At 51.3% G+C, this 15,320-nt stretch carries 14 protein-coding genes; 5 read left to right on the top strand and 9 right to left on the bottom strand.

Annotation, left to right across the window (positions count from 1 at the left end; genetic code table 11):
• Window positions 1-140: 140 nt before the first annotated feature.
• Together cstA and IB214_RS17800 are read left to right on the top strand one after the other, a co-directional pair.
• The gene (gene cstA, locus IB214_RS17805; protein WP_096757929.1) at window positions 141-2,246 is read left to right on the top strand and encodes a pyruvate/proton symporter CstA; all 2,106 of its coding nucleotides are present in this window, start codon (window positions 141-143) and stop codon (window positions 2,244-2,246) included.
• Window positions 2,247-2,309: 63 nt separating this feature from the next.
• Window positions 2,310-2,507: a YbdD/YjiX family protein gene (locus IB214_RS17800; protein WP_096757928.1), complete on the top strand. Its 198-nt coding sequence runs from the start codon at window positions 2,310-2,312 to the stop codon at window positions 2,505-2,507.
• 111 nt (window positions 2,508-2,618) lie between these two features.
• Here IB214_RS17800 and IB214_RS17795 read toward each other — a convergent pair whose 3' ends face one another.
• Complete coding sequence (locus IB214_RS17795; RefSeq protein ID WP_117342205.1) at window positions 2,619-3,707, bottom strand: oxidoreductase; 1,089 nt, start codon at window positions 3,705-3,707, stop codon at window positions 2,619-2,621.
• A 132-nt stretch (window positions 3,708-3,839) separates the two neighbouring features.
• Here IB214_RS17795 and IB214_RS17790 point away from each other — a divergent pair, with 132 nt between their 5' ends.
• Complete coding sequence (locus IB214_RS17790; RefSeq protein WP_117342206.1) at window positions 3,840-5,000, top strand: pyridoxal phosphate-dependent aminotransferase; 1,161 nt, start codon at window positions 3,840-3,842, stop codon at window positions 4,998-5,000.
• On the opposite strand, the gene IB214_RS17785 is transcribed toward IB214_RS17790, so the two are convergent.
• From IB214_RS17785 to dsbG, 4 genes are all read right to left on the bottom strand, one after another.
• The gene (locus IB214_RS17785) at window positions 5,001-5,618 is read right to left on the bottom strand and encodes a ParB/RepB/Spo0J family partition protein (RefSeq protein WP_117342207.1); all 618 of its coding nucleotides are present in this window, start codon (window positions 5,616-5,618) and stop codon (window positions 5,001-5,003) included.
• Window positions 5,603-6,826 carry a phosphoadenosine phosphosulfate reductase gene (locus IB214_RS17780; RefSeq protein WP_117342208.1) on the bottom strand — a complete coding sequence of 408 codons (1,224 nt, stop codon included), beginning with the start codon at window positions 6,824-6,826 and terminating at the stop codon, window positions 5,603-5,605. The genes IB214_RS17785 and IB214_RS17780 overlap by 16 nt, the downstream gene beginning before the upstream one ends.
• Window positions 6,827-6,991: 165 nt before the next feature.
• A complete protein-coding gene (locus IB214_RS17775) occupies window positions 6,992-7,897 on the bottom strand; it encodes a LysR family transcriptional regulator (RefSeq protein WP_117342209.1) in 906 nt (301 codons plus the stop codon).
• A gap of 204 nt (window positions 7,898-8,101) precedes the next feature.
• Window positions 8,102-8,848 carry a thiol:disulfide interchange protein DsbG gene (dsbG, locus tag IB214_RS17770; protein ID WP_115259118.1) on the bottom strand — a complete coding sequence of 249 codons (747 nt, stop codon included), beginning with the start codon at window positions 8,846-8,848 and terminating at the stop codon, window positions 8,102-8,104.
• 371 nt (window positions 8,849-9,219) lie between these two features.
• On the opposite strand from dsbG, the gene ahpC reads away from it, so the two are divergent.
• Window positions 9,220-9,783 carry an alkyl hydroperoxide reductase subunit C gene (gene ahpC, locus IB214_RS17765; RefSeq protein WP_115259117.1) on the top strand — a complete coding sequence of 188 codons (564 nt, stop codon included), beginning with the start codon at window positions 9,220-9,222 and terminating at the stop codon, window positions 9,781-9,783.
• Between the two features lie 241 nt (window positions 9,784-10,024).
• On the top strand, window positions 10,025-11,590 hold the full coding sequence (ahpF, locus tag IB214_RS17760; RefSeq protein WP_115259116.1) for an alkyl hydroperoxide reductase subunit F: 1,566 nt from the start codon (window positions 10,025-10,027) through the stop codon (window positions 11,588-11,590).
• A gap of 130 nt (window positions 11,591-11,720) precedes the next feature.
• On the opposite strand, the gene uspG is transcribed toward ahpF, so the two are convergent.
• The 4 genes from uspG to citT all read right to left on the bottom strand — a co-directional run bounded on the left by uspG (window position 11,721) and on the right by citT (window position 15,298).
• On the bottom strand, window positions 11,721-12,149 hold the full coding sequence (gene uspG, locus IB214_RS17755; protein WP_096757918.1) for a universal stress protein UspG: 429 nt from the start codon (window positions 12,147-12,149) through the stop codon (window positions 11,721-11,723).
• 198 nt (window positions 12,150-12,347) lie between these two features.
• A complete protein-coding gene (gene rnk, locus IB214_RS17750; protein ID WP_003022104.1) occupies window positions 12,348-12,758 on the bottom strand; it encodes a nucleoside diphosphate kinase regulator in 411 nt (136 codons plus the stop codon).
• Window positions 12,759-12,904: 146 nt separating this feature from the next.
• Window positions 12,905-13,711 (bottom strand): ribonuclease I, encoded by an 807-nt coding sequence (rna, locus tag IB214_RS17745; RefSeq protein ID WP_117342210.1) that lies wholly within the window; start codon window positions 13,709-13,711, stop codon window positions 12,905-12,907.
• A 123-nt stretch (window positions 13,712-13,834) separates the two neighbouring features.
• Window positions 13,835-15,298, bottom strand: coding sequence for a citrate/succinate antiporter CitT (gene citT, locus IB214_RS17740; RefSeq protein WP_115259113.1), 1,464 nt, complete (start codon window positions 15,296-15,298; stop codon window positions 13,835-13,837).
• Window positions 15,299-15,320: the final 22 nt, after the last annotated feature.

Below are 15,320 nucleotides of genomic sequence, written 5' to 3'. Positions count from 1 at the left end.
TGAAGTGATCTAGTTAACAATGCAATGTAAATAGTCAGTAGAGTCTCGGGTTTATGTAGTTGTCAGGTTGTTAAATTCAGGAAAGGTGTTATAGAAACAAAATGTAACATCTTTCTGGATCACGCAAACGGACAACAACCATGAATAAATCAGGGAAATACCTTCTCTGGACATTGCTCTCCGTTATCGGAGCATTTGCCCTGGGATATATTGCGTTAAACCGTGGTGAACAGATCAACGCGCTGTGGATTGTGGTGGCGTCGGTCTGTGTCTATCTTATTGCCTACCGTTTTTATGGCCTGTACATTGCGAAAAATGTGCTGGCACTGGACCCGACGCGTATGACGCCAGCCGTGCGGCATAACGACGGTCTGGATTACGTTCCTACCGATAAAAAAGTATTGTTTGGTCACCACTTTGCGGCGATTGCCGGAGCGGGTCCGTTAGTCGGACCGGTGCTGGCAGCGCAAATGGGCTACCTGCCGGGCATGATCTGGCTACTGGCCGGGGTGGTACTGGCGGGCGCGGTGCAGGACTTTATGGTGCTGTTTGTCTCCACCCGTCGCGATGGCCGTTCCCTGGGCGAACTGGTGAAAGAAGAGATGGGCCCAACGGCGGGTGTGATTGCGCTGGTGGCCTGTTTTATGATCATGGTGATTATCCTCGCGGTGTTGGCGATGATCGTCGTGAAAGCGCTGACCCACAGCCCGTGGGGAACCTACACCGTAGCGTTTACCATCCCGCTGGCGATCTTTATGGGCATTTACCTGCGCTATCTGCGTCCGGGTCGCATTGGTGAGGTGTCGATTATCGGCCTGGTATTCCTGGTGTTTGCCATTATTTCCGGCGGCTGGGTGGCTGAAAGCCCAACCTGGGCACCGTACTTTGACTTTACCGGTGTACAGCTGACCTGGATGCTGGTGGGTTACGGCTTCGTGGCCGCCGTACTGCCGGTGTGGCTGCTGCTGGCACCGCGTGACTACCTGTCTACCTTCCTGAAAATTGGTACCATTGTCGGCCTGGCGGTGGGCATTCTGATCATGCGTCCAACGCTGACCATGCCTGCGCTGACCAAATTCGTTGACGGCACCGGTCCGGTGTGGACGGGCAACCTGTTCCCATTCCTGTTTATTACCATTGCCTGCGGGGCGGTTTCTGGCTTCCATGCGCTCATTGCGTCCGGCACCACGCCGAAGATGCTGGCAAATGAAGGGCAGGCTTGTTTTATCGGCTACGGCGGGATGCTGATGGAGTCCTTTGTCGCCATCATGGCGCTGGTCTCTGCGTGTATCATCGATCCGGGCGTGTACTTTGCTATGAACAGCCCGATGGCGGTGCTGGCACCTGCAGGCACGGTGGATGTGGTCGCTTCTGCGGCGCAGGTGGTCAGTAGCTGGGGCTTTGCCATTACCCCGGATACCCTGCATCAAATCGCTAACGAAGTGGGCGAGCAATCCATTATTTCTCGTGCGGGCGGTGCGCCTACGTTGGCGGTAGGGATGGCGTACATTCTGCACGGTGCGCTGGGTGGCATGATGGATGTGTCGTTCTGGTATCACTTCGCTATTCTGTTCGAAGCCCTGTTTATTCTGACCGCGGTCGATGCCGGTACGCGTGCTGCACGCTTTATGTTGCAGGACCTGTTGGGCGTGGTGTCACCAGGCCTGAAGCGTACTGATTCACTGCCTGCGAACCTGTTGGCAACGGCGCTGTGCGTGCTGGCCTGGGGTTACTTCCTGCACCAGGGCGTGGTGGATCCATTAGGCGGTATCAACACCCTGTGGCCGCTGTTTGGTATCGCCAACCAGATGCTGGCTGGCATGGCGCTGATGCTGTGTGCGGTGGTACTGTTCAAGATGAAACGTCAGCGCTACGCATGGGTGGCGCTGGTGCCAACCGCCTGGCTGCTGATTTGTACTCTGACCGCCGGCTGGCAGAAAGCGTTTAGCCCGGATACCAAAATTGGCTTCCTGGCGATCGCCAACAAGTTCCAGGCGATGATCGACAGCGGTAACATTCCGGCGCAATACACCCAGTCGCAGCTTTCACAATTGGTGTTTAACAACCGTCTGGATGCTGGACTGACCATCTTCTTCATGGTGGTGGTGGTGGTTCTGGGTCTGTTCGCCATTAAAACGGCGAGGGCTGCGCTGAAAGAGGACAAACCGACGTCAAAAGAAACGCCGTACGAACCGATGCCAGAGAATGTCGAAGAGATCGTGGCGCAGGCGAAAGGCGCGCACTAATATTCTCATAACCCACAAGCCCTCTCCGCAGCGGGGAGGGCGTTTGCATGACAGGGAATGACTATGTTTGAAACACTCGCAAAAGCCGGGAAATATTTAGGTCAAACCGCCCGCCTGATGATTGGCGTGCCGGATTATGACAACTATGTTGAGCATATGCGCGTCACGCATCCGGAGCAGGCGCCGATGACCTACGAAGAATTCTTCCGTGAGCGTCAGGATGCGCGCTATGGGGGCAAAGGCGGCGCGAAGTGCTGTTGATTTTTTGCCGGATGGCGCTGACGCTTATCCGGCCTACAACACCGCATTGCGTAGGCCTGATAAGGCGAAGCCGCCATCAGGCAACCCACCATCAGGTAACCCACATCGCACTCACACCGTAAACGATTCCACCTTCTCAAACGCCGCGCGCAGGGTTTCTGGTGTTAACGTGACCGGCAGTGCGTGAATGGATTCCACCGGGCGCAATGTGTGCGCAATCACCTTATCGATCTCAGCACGGTTATTTATATCCACGTCTAACTGGGCCAACCGGGTGGGTAAATTGAAACGCTGGTAGGCTGAAGTGAGTTGAGCCAGTACATCGTCTTGCCCCAGCAGCGCACTCTGTACCAGGATGCCGTAGGCCACTTTGGTACCGTGTAAAAACGCCTCCGTCTGCGGGAGCACCGTCAGACCGTTATGCACCGAATGTGCCGCCGCCACGCGGGTGTAACGCTCGCCCAGACCGCCCACCATGCCGCCGCCGGCAATGATTGCATCCACCACATCACAAAACGCCTGACTCAGTTTCCCCTGCTTTTTATCAGCCAGCGCCTGTTCGCTGTATTCCAGCAGCACGTCGCGAATAGCCAGCGCGCCGTTGATCCCCAGACGCACGGTCAGCGGCAACGTTTCAGGCTGCGGTGCCAGCACGACTGCTTCGTACCACTTCGCCAGCGTGTCGCCGATGCCCGCCAGTAAGTATTCCTCTGGTGCATTGAGGATTATCTGCGGCTCCACCAGCACCAGAAAGTTGGCGTCATCGAAAATGTCGAAGTGCAGCGCCTGACCGGCATCGTTGTACCACACGGAGAGCGGCGTCCAGGCCGCGCAGGTCGCGGCAATGGTTGGGATCGCCACGAAAGGCAAACCGAGACGACGGGCCAGCGCTTTGGCGGTGTCGAGTAATGTGCCGCCGCCCACGCCAATCAGCACGCTGCGGTGATCACCGGCATCTTCTGCCAGTTGCTGAACGTCTGTTTCGCTGCAATGACCGGTAAACAGCAGGTGCTTTGCTCCGTCACAATTAAATGCGCCAGGCAGATAGGGACGGGCAGCGGCGATAGCACGCTCGCCATACACCCAGACGGCGCGCGACAGTATGTCGGCGGTGAAGAAATCATGCAGTCTGGACAGGCTGCCGGTATGGGAAAAGTAATTGGCCGGGCCGACGACGACGCGAATTTCGCTCTGACTCATGTTGTGTTGTCCTTTTGGCTGTCCTGTCCACGCAGGTTATTTTTATATAGACGTCTAAACGTCTTGATTGCCAAATACTAACATCGTGTTATAGTGGCTTCAACCACAACATCACACGTCAGGATAACAATAATGAGTAATAACTCGCTGATTGTGCAAAGCAAACTCCCCAATTTAGGCACTACCATATTCTCGCAAATGAGCGCCCTGGCGCAGGAACATCAGGCGATTAACCTGTCGCAGGGATTCCCGGATTTTGACGGCCCACACTATCTGCAAGAACGCCTGGCGTACCATGTAGCGCAAGGGGCGAACCAATATGCTCCCATGACAGGTGTGCAGCCGCTGCGTGAAGCAATCGCCGACAAAACCGCCGAGTTATACGGCTATAAACCGGATGCTGACAGTGAGGTTACGGTGACGGCGGGAGCGACGGAAGCACTGTACTCGGCGATTACGGCCTTAGTGCGACCCGGCGATGAGGTGATTTGTTTTGACCCGAGCTATGACAGCTATGCGCCCGCGGTGGCGCTATCTGGCGGCGTGGTTAAACGTATCGCGCTGCAGCCGCCATCTTTTCGCGTGGACTGGCAGGCATTTACCGCGTTGTTGAGCGACAGGACCCGACTGGTGATCCTCAACACACCGCATAACCCCTCTGCCACCGTCTGGCAAAAAGCAGACTTTGATGCGCTGTGGCAGGCCATTAAAGCACGCGATATTTTTGTGGTAAGCGATGAAGTCTATGAACACATCTGCTTTGCCGCGCAAGGGCATGCCAGCGTGCTGGCACATCCGCAACTGCGCGAGCGTGCGGTTGCGGTCTCATCATTCGGCAAAACCTACCATATGACCGGATGGAAGGTTGGGTACTGTGTGGCGCCAAAAAACATCAGTGTCGAATTACGTAAGGTACACCAGTATTTGACCTTCTCGGTAAATACGCCAGCGCAGTTGGCACTGGCGGATATGCTGCGGGCCGACCCAACGCATTACCGCGACCTGCCCGCGTTTTATCAGCGAAAACGTGATGTGCTGGTGAACGCACTCCGTGACAGTCGTTTGGACATTTTGCCCTGCGAAGGGACGTATTTTTTGCTGATCGATTACAGTGCCGTCTCGGATCTCGATGATGTGGCGTTTTGCCAGTGGCTGACCAAAGAGGTGGGGGTAGCAGCGATCCCTCTGTCAGTTTTTTGCGCCGATCCTTTCCCACACAAGTTGATTCGCCTGTGTTTTGCCAAGCAGGAATCGACGCTGTTGGCGGCAGCAGAACGCCTGGCCGCGCTGTAGTTACTTCACCGTCCAGGCTTTGGAGAATCGGCGGTCGGCGAACAATTCTTGCAGACCGTTGATTTGCTTGAGACGTAATACCTCATCACGGTCCATCCCGAGGTCTTTACCGATTTTTTCTTCACTCCAGCCGAGGAGTGATAATTCACGGACAATTTCAGACATGGCGTGGATTTGATGCCGTCCGCGAGCACGGTTGTGACGAATCGTTGCCGCCATGCGTTCATGGCGTTCACGCTGCAAGCAGGTGATGGGTAAATAACCTTTTAGTCGGGATCTCAGCGAGGGTTTGCTTTTGCCTAATTCATGTCGATGAAAACCATCAATGATTTCATATTCTTCTTCCGTTGAGTGAACCACAACGATGGGTTGGGTAAATCCATCTGCCTCGATGGATTTCAGCAGCAGTCTTTTCTCCGGCGGCGCCACGTTATTAGGGTTGTAGTCGTTAGGCGTAATATGATTTCCTTCGACCCATAACACACAATCTACCGGCTCTTCGCGAAAAGGACTGACGCTGTGGATGGCTATTCTGAATTCATTTATGGCCTCAATTCGCTCTTTTTCGGGGAGTTCAGAAAGAAAACCGAGGAGCTCCTGTGTTAATCGTTGTTGCATAAAATCCCCCATTCCTGACGTTTTGTTTTCATGCGTTCGTTATAGCGTTGGTAGCTTTTTGACTTTGTTGGACTAAAAGAAAGCGCCCGACACCAGTAATCATTATTCAGCAGGACTTTGCAGATTCGTCGCCATGAGGGGATATCTTTGGACCCAATATCACCGTCTTGATTTTGCGGGATATCGGTCATACCTTTTTTCTTATACCACTGAATATAGACGGCGATTTTGTTGCGATAGTGCTCAGCTGTCTGTTCTGGCATGCTGTTTAGTAGCAGCATGGCGTACTCTTGCCAGCTTAAATGATCCGGTTTTAATATTTTCCGGTGTCCGTAAAAATGGTTGTCATGACCGGCATAAATACCCCCACTTTTAACGCCGCTCACGCGGGCGCACATGGCTGCCCATCGCTGCGGTTCAATAACGTGATAGAGCCAAAGGCCCTGGCGTTGTTCCGGGCCAAAGGGTTCGCAAATGCGCATGTATCGCGTCGGGACACCGGCCTGGTACATCAGGTTATACAAGGGGTTGCATGTCATATTGGTTTTAGCAAACCAGGTCCAGATATCGGCCGTTTTCCAATCATAGATGGGATAAATGTACCAGGTGTGCCCCCCGGGAGCAGCGGTCGTCCAGGGTTTATCATCGGCAAACCGCTGCTTATGTGAATTGGCAATCGCGACAAAGCGATTATATGACTCGTCGGCACGGATCCCGACCAGCATTGCGGCCGGCCGCTTTTCTGAAAACCAGTCAGCGAACTCGCGAACGAATTGTTCAAAGGTCATTCCGGTCTGATAGAAATGGAAGAACTCGGGATCGGTAATGGCATCTGCTGGCGGTTGGCGAACCCATTGCGTATTCGGCTCCCAGCACTGCCATTCCGGCTGAAATTGCGAGAGTGAATTTTGCGTGGTTAACGGCAAGGCGACCCAATAAAACCGTTCAATAACGTCGGAGTAATGTTCGCGCAATGCCTGCACATAGTCGATAGTGCAGGAAAACTGGGCCTCCCAGTCGATAAATAATACGTGAATTTTTTTATGCATCTGACGGGCCAGTGTGGCCGTCAGATGCAACATCACCCCTGAATCTTTGCCACCTGATAATGAAACACAAATGCGCGGCAGCGTTTCCAGCGTCCACGTAATGCGCTCCTGAGCGGCTTCAAGTACATTTTTACTTAGCGGTATTTTATAAACAGACATATCAAGCTCAGGTCGTAACTTTATTATTTTTATACATAATAAATGGTTGCAATAAGATATGCTAATTTACGGGTCACGCAACTTTTTTAAATATATTTACTTGGTGTATGGGTTCCATTGATTCATATCGCGCATGCATTGAATTAAAAAATAAACGATGTTGGCTCATTCGCTCTCGGGTATAATTCTTTTTATATATTCAGCAAAACCGCTGTTGTTAAGTGAGGCGCGATTATACATCAGAAAAAGTTCGGCTGACGGTATCTTTATACCAATATCTATTTCTTTTAGATTGAAAATAGGTGCGTAGTGCTCGAAAATGACTCTGGGAATAATACCGATGATATCAGTGCTGGAAATGACGTTGGTAATTGAAATAAGAGAGTCGCTGCTAAACCCTATATTACGATTGGCCATAAATTCGTTAGTTTTTGACTGGTACTCTTTCATACCCAGTTCTTCAGAGAGAAGAGAGGTAAACTGTTCTTCCAGTACTTGTTTAAGTGTGCTTGAAGCATTTATTCTGGGGTGGTTGCTACTGCAAACCAATACACCTTCGATGGTTTTGAACGGGGCGCAGATTATGGAACGATTGCGCACGGGTACAATAGTAGCGACCAGATCTGCTTTGCGATAAGCCAATATGTTTTCAGCCGTTTCTGCTGACATTAATATATCATGATGTTCAATTTCGACATCGGCATCCTCTCTCAGATAATGAATTAACTCTCTTATATTAAAACCGGTAACAAGTTGTGGGCAGTAAATGACAAACTTCTTTTTCAGGCTGGAGCTATGCATGATATTTATCGTTTGCTCCAGATTGTTAAGATTTTGCTCAAGATGATGGTGCAGGTTGATGCCTGTCACCGTAGGCGTGATCCCTTTACCAGACCGAATAAATAGAGGGTCATTAAACTGTGTGCGTAGTCTTTGCAACGACTGACTTACGGCGGATGGCGTGATATACAGCGTTTCGGCGGCCTTACTGATACTCAAATGTTGATAAATACACTCAAAAATAACCAATAGGTTGAGATCGAATTTTTTAAGGTCATAGAGGTTAGCCATATGTATATTCTCATTGTTATTTTATGTGGAAATATTTCATTTTTATATATTTGAATTGCAAGTTATTTCTTTTAAGAATCTTTTATACGCTTAATGAATAGTTAACTTAAACTAAAGTATCACAGTCAGTATTAATTTGACGAGTAGAAAATGCATCATGAGTGATTGAAATGAGAATGATAACAATCACTCATAATATTAGTTTTAGTTATTACCCATTATAATGTCCAGTTTTTCTTTATCCGGCAGCCCGACGGCCTGTTGTAATGTGTTGTCTTTGCTCATGTAGTAGATTGCCGGCGTGACGTTAGCGCCCAAATCATCCATCAATTTTTGGTTGATATTCAATACCTTCAGCTGCTCGGAAGGGGGCGTCTCTGGCATTTTCAGCGTGAGTTTACCGCCAGAGGCCTCATAGTCATGCCATGTTTTAGCCGGATCTTTGCTGGCCAGAATTGCTGCGGCGGTTGCCGGACTCTCGGGCTTGATTACGCCGACCAACAATGTCCGGAGTTGTACTTTTCCTGAATCAACCCATGGACGTGCCTGTTGCCAAAATTGTTTGCAATATGGGCAGAAGGGATCGGCGAAAACATAGACAATAACCGGCGCGTCTTTTTTCCCGTCCAGAATCCACGACGCTTTTTCCATGCGCTGCCACATTTCACGGCCTGCAGGTGCATAGATTTCTTTTTCTATCAATGTATTACTGAGGTTTTCGCCTTTTTCATTATACATGTAGCCGGAAATGGCGTGTTTCCCGTCAGGCGTGACATAGATAGTCACTCCCATATCCTGGTATTTTCCCAGGTAACCTTTCATTCCACCTGGCGCGTCAAACGGCTTGAGGATGGTAATGCCCTGTTTTTCGATGGCTTTTACCGGGGCAGGGAGTTCTTCGGCGTGCACGACGGCAGGGAGCAAAGCGAAGAGTAATGTACGTTTAAACATTGATTTTCCTTATAAAATCAAAAGGAAAGGGGGCTGAATTGCAAAACCTATCACAGCCATAGGTAAGACCGACGGTCTGTCGATTGCCCTTTCTTGAGTGGGGTGATGTAATCCCAATCGCTGTTACAACCTTTGTTAAGGTAATGTAGAGCGCAACACTTAGCCAGTCCGCTGGCACTGAAGTTATCTGCGGGTAACTCGGGTAATGGGCTCCCTGCAAAGGGGGCCTTTTTACTTTTTGCTACGGTTTCACAACATTTTGTTGAGTCGGTTGTTAGTTAACGCTTATTGATTTGATAAAGGAAACGCATTAGCCCTGATGAAAGATTTTCGTTAACTTATCCCTCAACGAAAACACGGAGGAAGTACAGATGTCTTTGATTAATACCAAAATTAAACCTTTCAAAAACCAGGCGTTCAAAAACGGTGAGTTCATCGAAGTTACCGAGAAAGATATCGAAGGTCGTTGGAGTGTTTTCTTCTTCTACCCGGCTGATTTTACGTTCGTATGCCCGACTGAACTGGGCGACGTGGCAGACCATTACGAAGAACTGCAGAAGCTGGGCGTAGACGTTTACTCTGTATCTACCGATACCCACTTTACGCATAAAGCCTGGCACAGCAGCTCTGACACCATCGCCAAAATCAAATACGCGATGATCGGTGACCCGACTGGCGCCCTGACCCGTAACTTCGACAACATGCGTGAAGATGAAGGTCTGGCTGACCGCGCAACGTTCGTTGTTGACCCGCAGGGTATCATCCAGGCGATCGAAGTTACCGCTGAAGGTATCGGCCGCGATGCGTCTGACCTGCTGCGTAAAATTAAAGCCGCGCAGTATGTCGCTTCTCACCCTGGCGAAGTGTGCCCGGCGAAGTGGAAAGAGGGTGAAGCTACATTAGCGCCGTCCCTGGACCTGGTCGGTAAAATCTAAATTTCCGTCGTCTTTCACGTCATCGCCGTGTTGGCGTCGCCTGCTCACCCCGGTCACTTACTTCTGTAAGCTCCCGGGGATTACCAGGCTAGCCGCCTTGCTCTGACGCGAAATACTTAGGAAATTACGTCAGTCATGGGCGCAGGCGCGCCCATTTTATTCCAGCATCATGATGCAAGTTGCATTGATGCAGTCCCGTGAAATCGGCTTGCATGATGATGTTTTCAGAGAGGGAAGAACAATGCTCGACACAAATATGAAAACCCAGCTCAGGGCTTACCTTGAGAAACTGACCAAACCTGTTGAGCTGATTGCTACGCTGGATGACAGCGCTAAATCGGCAGAAATCAAGGAACTGCTAACTGAAATTGCTGAACTGTCAGAGAAAGTAACCTTTAAAGAAGACAACACGCTGGCAGTACGTAAGCCATCGTTTCTGATTACTAATCCAGGTTCTCACCAGGGACCGCGTTTTGCCGGTTCTCCACTGGGCCACGAGTTTACGTCTCTGGTTTTGGCGCTGCTGTGGACCGGTGGTCATCCGTCAAAAGAAGCGCAGTCTCTGCTGGAGCAGATCCGCGATCTCGATGGCGATTTTGAGTTTGAAACCTATTATTCACTGTCCTGCCACAACTGTCCTGACGTGGTGCAGGCGCTGAACCTGATGTCGGTGCTGAACCCGCGTATCAAGCATACGGCGATTGATGGCGGTACTTTCCAGAATGAGATTACCGATCGCAACGTGATGGGTGTTCCGGCCGTGTATATGAACGGCAAAGAGTTTGGTCAGGGGCGTATGACGCTGACGGAAATCGTCGCCAAAGTCGATACCGGTGCTGAGAAGCGCGCGGCAGAAGAGCTGAATAAACGTGATGCCTATGATGTGCTGATCGTCGGTTCGGGTCCTGCAGGGGCGGCGGCAGCAGTGTATTCCGCCCGTAAAGGTATTCGTACCGGCTTGATGGGTGAACGCTTTGGCGGTCAGGTGCTGGATACCGTTGATATCGAAAACTATATCTCGGTGCCGAAAACCGAAGGTCAAAAACTGGCAGGCGCGCTGAAAGCACACGTTGATGACTATGATGTTGATGTGATTGATAGCCAGAGCGCCAGCAAGTTGGTTCCTGCTGCGCAGGAAGGAGGCTTGCACCAGATTGAAACGGCCTCCGGTGCGGTGCTAAAAGCACGCAGCATTATTATTGCCACCGGTGCCAAATGGCGCAACATGAACGTACCGGGCGAAGATAAGTATCGGACCAAAGGCGTAACCTATTGCCCGCACTGTGATGGCCCACTGTTTAAAGGCAAACGCGTGGCGGTGATTGGCGGCGGTAACTCGGGCGTTGAAGCGGCTATCGATCTGGCCGGTATAGTTGAACATGTGACACTGCTTGAGTTTGCGCCGGAAATGAAGGCTGATCAGGTTCTGCAAAATAAAGTGCGTAGCCTGAAAAACGTCGATATTATTCTGAATGCGCAAACTACTGAAGTGAAGGGCGACGGTAGCAAAGTGACCGGTCTGGAATACCGCGATCGCGTCAGCGGCGACGTCCACAATGTGGAACTGGCGGGTATTTTTGTGCAGATTGGCCTGTTGCCAAACACCAACTGGCTGGAAGGTGCCGTTGAGCGTAATCGCATGGGCGAAATTATTATTGATGCCAAATGTGAAACCAGCGTGAAAGGGGTTTTCGCTGCGGGTGACTGCACCACCGTGCCGTACAAACAGATAATCATAGCTACCGGCGAAGGTGCAAAAGCCTCACTGAGCGCCTTTGATTACCTGATTCGCTCCACCGTACAATAAGAAAGAAAGTAAGACTCACCTGCAAAAGAAGGAAAATGCCTGAGGTCGCAAACGCGTTTCAGGCTTACCGATTCGGTGAAATAACATCGATGCGGAATAAAAAGGGGCTACCGAAAGGTAGCCCCTTTTTTTAACGAACGACCAGCACCGGCAGGGTGGCGTGGCGGACTACGCTGGAGGCGTTAGAACCCAGCAGATGGGTGCTGATTGATGGGTTGCGCGATCCAATGACCACCACATCGGCGTTCAGCTCTTCGCCCAACTCGTTGACTACATCACGTACGCTACCAAAGCGAACGTGCTGTTTGATGCGAGAAGGATCAATACTGAAGTGACCGACCATCGTTTGCAGGCGGGTTTCCGCTTCGTGCTGCAGATGTTCCTCAAAACGGCGAACGTCAGCAGCAAAACGATGCAGGCTCAGGCTGGCGGAGCCAGGAAGCACATGCAGAAGATGGATAATCCCATTTTCCTGTGCCAGAAATTCTGCATGGCGAACAGCCTTGTCGCTTAGTTCCATTTCGAATACATCAACAGGCATTATGATTGTGTTGTACATAAACATTCTCCTTGTCATTACATGAACACATAACAGCATAGTATTAAAAATGATTCTGTCAGTCACGACACAGATTTATGTTTTGCGAGCAGGAAAGGGAAAGCAGCAATAATGTCAATGAGGGGCGGGGATATCATCGGAAAGAGGATGCGTAAGCATCCCCTGTAAGATAAAGCGAGTAGCTTTGCTATAACAGAGTTAGCGCAGGTAGTCGCCCGCAGCTTCAGGCTGGTACTCAAGTTCGATGACTTCGAGATGGGTTGATGTACCACCTGGTAGTTCCCAGTGGATCGTGTCGCCAACGCGCAGACCCAGAAGGGCAGCACCTACCGGGGCCATCACCGACAGTTGAGTACTGCTGTCGGTCATCGTGGCCGGATACACCAGGGTACGCACTCGGACTTCACCATCGCTCAGATTGCGGAATTTCACGCGGCTGTTCATGGTGACGACATCGTGCGGCATGGTTTCTGGAGAACACATTTGGGCGCGATCCAGCTCGGCGTTTAAGGCGTCAGCAATCGGTAAACCCGCAAACGCAGGTTGCTCCAACAGGCGGTCAATGCGCTCAGCATCGAGGTCGTTAATGATGATAGTTGGTCTGGACATTTATTACTCCATGTCGTCGATACTGCGGGTGCGCAGGTAAATAATCCCAAAAGAAAACCCTCACCGTCAGGCGGCAAGGGTTTAGCTTTTATGATGATACTGAGACTTACCCCAGGTTTGAAGTGATTTAGTTCACATTCAGGCGATCAATAACCGACTTTGTCGAGGATAAACTGCTTGCCGCAGTTTCCAGGATGCGCTTGCGGCAGGAACGATGCTGCGGAAAGCGGGGCATTAATGGTGGCTGCCTTGAGCGTAAACTGGATTTCAGTCAGGTAGGCCGGATTACCGTGACAGCTTAACTTCACTGCCTTCACGCTTTTTGTACCCCAGGTTTTCGCGACGGCGTCGTCAAATGCGTTGCGGCTGACGGTTTTTCCGTAATTGTCGGCAATAAATTTGCCGAGTTCGGTATTTTTTATCTCACTATTCATTCGCACCATAGTGCCAAAGTACGCGTCAGGATCGAAACCAAAACAGGCGCCGTGCTTGGCATATTCGTAACGTTCGAGACACGATGTTCCGCCAGCGCCGGGCATCACAGCGCTCAGTTTTGCGGCGCTTTCCAGCGAAAGCCCCGTTTCTGGCGCGGCGCATTTGCGACTGGCACGAGCCTCCGGCAGGTTTGGTATAGGGCGCGTGGCGCAGCCAAAGCGCATCCACCGACGATTATCTACACCGCGGGCAGCAATCGATTTTGGCAGGCCAGGCCACAGACCGTGGACGGTCAGGAAATCTGCTTTATTTGCAGTTTCTTTTTGCAGGCGGCATTCGTCGGGTTCCTGACGATTACGTTCGTGTTGGCTCTGACAAAAACCGGTTTGCCAGGAGAGCGCCAGCACATAGTGATCAAAGTCACCGTACTGTTTTGCCTGAAGTTGTTCGGCCTGGGCCGCAGAAACCGGCAGCAGAAGTGCCGCCAGCAAAGAGCAATAACGCCATGTCGATGTCATGATGAATTCGGATACTTATATAATTTCTGAATGTCATCTATTAAATCATAAAAAAAGCCGCTCAGGTTTAGCTGAGCGGCATCATTTTCGTTACGCGTTTTTGCTAAGGACTAAGAAGTACGATTAGCTCCACATTGCCAGAATCGGCCAGCCGACCAGCAGAAGCATGGCGATATAGATAACGCCGAAGATGGCGCCCAGACGCCAGTAGTCTTTGGACTTCACATAACCACAGCCGTAGATGATCACGCCAGGGCCGGTGGCATACGGTGTCAGACAACCCATGATACCGATGGACAGTACCAGCAGAATACACAGATGCTCCATTGGTACGCCCGGGATCCCTTTACCGACCGCCAGAATTACTGGCAGCATGGTCGCGGTATGCGCAGACAGGCTGGCAAACAGGTAGTGAGCAAAGTAGAACACCAGCACCAGCACGATCACGGTCGCGTTAGGCGAGAAGCCTTCCAGGTGTGAGCTCATGGTGTTAGCGAACCAGTCGATAAAACCGGAACGGGTTAAGCCGTTGGCCATTACCACCAGGGTGGCAAGGTTGACCAGCGTGTTCCATGCGCTGTTATAGCGGGTGATGTCTTTCCACGGTACCACGTGCAGAGCCAACATCAGAGAAACCGCCAGCAGACCCACGGCGGTGGCATCAATCAGCTTGCCGCCGAATACCCACAGACCCAGGCTCAGCAGCACCAGACCGATCAGGGTCATCTCTTTACGGGTCAGTTTACCCATGGTTTTCAGTTCGTCACCGGCCCATGCGGCAACTTCTGCACTGTGAGTGACTTCGGGTTTGTACAGAACGTAGGATAACCACGGCGCAACGATCAGCAAAATAATACCGACTGGCAGGAAGCTGAGGAACCATTGCAGCCAGCTGATCTGAATACCGGCAATTTTGTTAACGAATTCCAGACCCAGTACGTTTGGCGCAGCGCCGGTAACGAACATAGAGGAGCTCAGGCTGGTACTGATCACCATCATCCACATCAGATAACCGCCGATACGGCGAGCTGACGGATCGTTCGGGAATGATTTAAACAGCGGCGGCAGGTTCTTGATAACCGGGAAAACGGTACCACCGGTACGCGCGGTGTTCGACGGTGTAAATGGTGCCAGCAGGATGTCGATAATAACAATCGCATAGCCCAGTGTCAGGGTACGTTTCCCCATGAACTTCACCAGGAACAGCGCGATACGACGACCCAGACCGGTGACTTCATAACCCAGTGCGAAGATGAACGCACCAAACACCAGCCAGACGGTGGTGCTGGAGAAGCCAGCCAGACCCCACTTCAGCGCCTGTTTGCCGGCGTGAAAGGTGGGGTCTGCCAGTTCTGTGGCATCAAACAGCAGGTAGTTGCTGCCGATAACGCAAATTGTCACGGCGATAAAGCTGATCGCTGTTGCCGGGATAGGCTCGAGGATCATACCGACAATCATGGCCACAAACACGGCAAAGTAGTGCCAGGCCTGCGGGGGCATTCCATCAGGGACGGGGATAAGAAACATGACACCCATGACGACCAGCGGGGCCAGTAACTTCCATATACTATCTTTTGATAAAGACATGAATGATTCTCCGGAAAGGATC

It is taken from the genome of Citrobacter sp. C1, assembly GCF_014596895.2.
Classification (GTDB): Bacteria; Pseudomonadota; Gammaproteobacteria; order Enterobacterales; family Enterobacteriaceae; genus Citrobacter; species Citrobacter gillenii.
The sequence above is the reverse complement of the archived record's forward strand: the minus strand, read 5'-3'. Positions and strand labels throughout refer to the sequence as shown.